At 70.8% G+C, this 3,056-nt stretch carries 1 protein-coding gene and 2 pseudogenes; all 3 read right to left on the reverse strand.

The window, feature by feature from the left end; genetic code table 11:
- Nucleotides 1-85: 85 nt before the first annotated feature.
- The 3 genes and pseudogenes from hypD to AC2W7M_RS22830 all read right to left on the reverse strand — a co-directional run bounded on the left by hypD (nt 86) and on the right by AC2W7M_RS22830 (nt 3,000).
- Nucleotides 86-1,209 (reverse strand): annotated as a pseudogene (gene hypD / locus AC2W7M_RS22820) (hydrogenase formation protein HypD).
- A gap of 11 nt (nt 1,210-1,220) precedes the next feature.
- Complete coding sequence (locus AC2W7M_RS22825; RefSeq protein WP_486135159.1) at nt 1,221-1,520, reverse strand: HypC/HybG/HupF family hydrogenase formation chaperone; 300 nt, start codon at nt 1,518-1,520, stop codon at nt 1,221-1,223.
- Nucleotides 1,521-1,525: 5 nt separating this feature from the next.
- Nucleotides 1,526-3,000 (reverse strand): annotated as a pseudogene (locus AC2W7M_RS22830) (sigma-54-dependent transcriptional regulator).
- Between the last annotated feature and the right edge of the window lie 56 nt (nt 3,001-3,056).

Here is a 3,056-nt window from a genome sequence, read left to right on the forward strand (position 1 = left end):
AGGTCGCGCATGGCGCTGCCGCCGCCGCCATGGGCCAGCGTGACGCGCTCCGGCAGCGCGCGGCGGGAGGAGGCGAACGGCGCGCTCACGCGGCCGCCCCCCGCACGCCGCCATACTGGTAATAGGCCGCGCAGGACCCTTCCGAGGAGACCATCAGCGCGCCGAGCGGGGTTTCCGGCGTGCAGCCGGTGCCGAATTCGGGCAGGCCCAGGGCTTCACCGCACCGGTGAGCACCTCGCCGCAGCGGCACTGCGCCGGGTCCGCCACCTGCGCCTCGGCCAGCGTGAAGCGCCGCTCGGCGTCGAAGCCGGCATAGGCCTCGCGCAGCCGCACGCCGGAGCCGGCGATGGCGCCGAGCCCGCGCCACTCGAAGCTCTCGCGCGGCTCGTAGACCTGCTGCACCGCCGCGAGCGCCGCCGGGTTGCCGGCATCCGGCACCACGCGGGCATATTGGTTCTCGATCCGCGCGCGGCCCTCTTCCATCTGCCGCAACACCATGAGGAGGGATTGCAGGAGGTCGATGGGCTCGAAGCCCGCCACCACCAGCGGCTTGCGGAACTCCTCGGCGATGAAGCGGTAGGGTTCGGTGCCGATCACCATGGAGACGTGCCCCGGCCCGATGAAGCCGTCGATGCCGAAGTCCGGCTGCTCCAGCAGCGCCCGCAGGGTCGGGATGATGGTGATGTGGTTGCAGAACAAGGAGAAGTTCGAGACGCCTTCGCGCGCCGCGCGCAGCACGGTGAGCGCCGTGGAGGGCATGGTGGTCTCGAAGCCGAGGCCGAAGAACACGACCTCGCGCTCCGGATTCTTCTTCGCCAGCGCCAGCGCGTCGAGCGGCGAATAGACCATGCGCACGTCCGCCCCCTCGGCCTTGGCCTGGAGCAGGCTCTTCTTCGAGCCCGGCACGCGCATGGCGTCGCCGAAGGTGGCGAAGATCACCTCCTCGCGCTCGGCGATGGCGACGCAGTCGTCCACCCGCCCCATGGGCAGCACGCACACCGGGCAGCCGGGGCCGTGCACGAACTCCACGAGGTCCGGCAGCAGCCCTTCGAGCCCGTAGCGGAAGATGGCGTGGGTGTGCCCGCCGCACACCTCCATGACCGTGAGCGGCTTCTCGTGCCCGCGCTCCAGGCGCGCGCACACGGCGCCGATCTCCTTCACCAGAGCGGCGGCGAGCGCCGGGTCGCGGAATTCGTCCACGTAGCGCATGGCGCGTCTCCTCAGTTGGCCGCTTGCGGGTCGAGGCCGAGGCGCAGGGCCTCCATCTCGGCCTCCGCCTCGCCGATCTCGGTGAGCACCTTCAGCGTCGCGGCGGCCTCGTCCTCATCGATGACGCTCATGGCGAAGCCCACATGCACGAGCACCCAGGCGCCGACGAGGTCGTCCAGCGGACGGCCGGGCGCGGCGACGCACGCCACGTCCACCGCCCGCCGCACGCCAGAGACGTCGACGGTGCAGAGCATGGCATCGGCGTCGGCGACGGCGACGATCTGTCCGGGAATGCCGGAGGCACATGGCAGGGCTCCTAGTGCGATTTCGCGAAGGCGCCGCCGCGGGCGATGCCGTAGCGGTCGAGCTTGGCTCTGAGACCGACGCGGGAGAGGCCGAGTTCCTCCGCCGCGCGGCTCTTGTTCCAGCGGCAGCGCACCAGCGTCTCCATGAGGATGGTCGCCTCCATGCGCTCGATCCGGTCCTTCAGCGGGCCGCCCTCCGGCAGGGCGATGGCGGCGGCGGCATCGCGCGTGTCCCGGGTCGCGGCCGCGGCGTCGCGCACCACGTGGGGCGAAAGCAGGTCGGCGGAGAGCAGGTCCGCGCGCGCCAGCACCAGCATGCGCGTCACCTCGTTCTGCAGTTCGCGCACGTTGCCGGGCCAGTCATAGGCCTGCATGCAGGCGAGCGCCTCCTCGGTGAAGCCGCGCGCCTTCTTGCCGTGCTGGGCGGCGAGCGCGTCGAGCAGGCTCTGTGCCAGAACCGGGATGTCGGCGCGCCGCTCGCGCAGCGGCGGCAGGGTCAGCACCATGGCGCACAGGCGGTAATAGAGGTCCTCGCGGAACCGGCCGCGCGCCACCTCGCCGTGAAGATCGCGGTGGGTGGCGGCGATAACGCGCACGTTGACCCGCTTCGCCTCGTTCGAGCCCACCGGACGGATTTCGCCCTCCTGGAGAAAGCGCAGCAGCTTCACCTGGAAGGCGGGAGAGACGTCGCCGATCTCGTCCAAGAGGATGGTGCCGCCGTCCGCCTGATCGAGCAGGCCGACGCGGGTGACATGAGCGCCGGTGAACGACCCCTTCTTGTGGCCGAACAGCTCGGATTCGAGCAGTTCGTCCGGGATTGCCCCGCAATTCACCGCGAAGAACGGCCTGTCCGAGCGCAGCGAGGAATAGTGGATGGCGCGCGCCAGCAATTCCTTGCCGGTGCCGGTCTCGCCGGTGACGAGCACCGGCACGTCGAAGGTCGCCACCTGCGCGGCCTTGAGGCAGGCCTCGCTCAGCGGGCTGCCGGGGGCGCGCACCAAGGAGTCGAAATGGAAGCTCTGCGCCACCTCGGCCCGGCGCGCGGCGATGCGCGCCTCCGCCGCCGGCAGCGAGAGCTTCATTTCCAGGCTGAGGCGCTCGTGCTCGCGCTGGAGGCGGAACAGATGCGCCGCGTTGCGGGCCGCGAGCAGAAGCTGGTCCGGGTGCCAGGGCTTGGTGATGAACTGGTAGATGCCGGCCTCGTTGATGGCGCCGATCATGTCGTCCGGCTCGGTATAGCCGGTGACGATGATGCGCAGGATGTCGGGCCAGCGCTCGCGCACCTCGGTGAGCAAGGCGACGCCAGAGGTCTTCGGCATGCGCTGGTCGCAGAAGATCACCTGGATCCATTCCTGCTCCAGGATGCGCCGCGCCTCCTCCGCGCCATGGGCGGTGAAGACGTCGAACTCTTCTTCGAGCACGCGCGCCATCACTTCCACCGAGCGTGGCTCGCGTCCACCACCAGGATGGCGGGGCGGCGCGTCATCGCGCACCCCCGCCGCCGCGCGCAGCGCCCCGGCTTTGGCTTCCGCGCCGCCGCGA

This window comes from Xanthobacter sp. BG11Y11_SDJG (assembly GCF_057364445.1).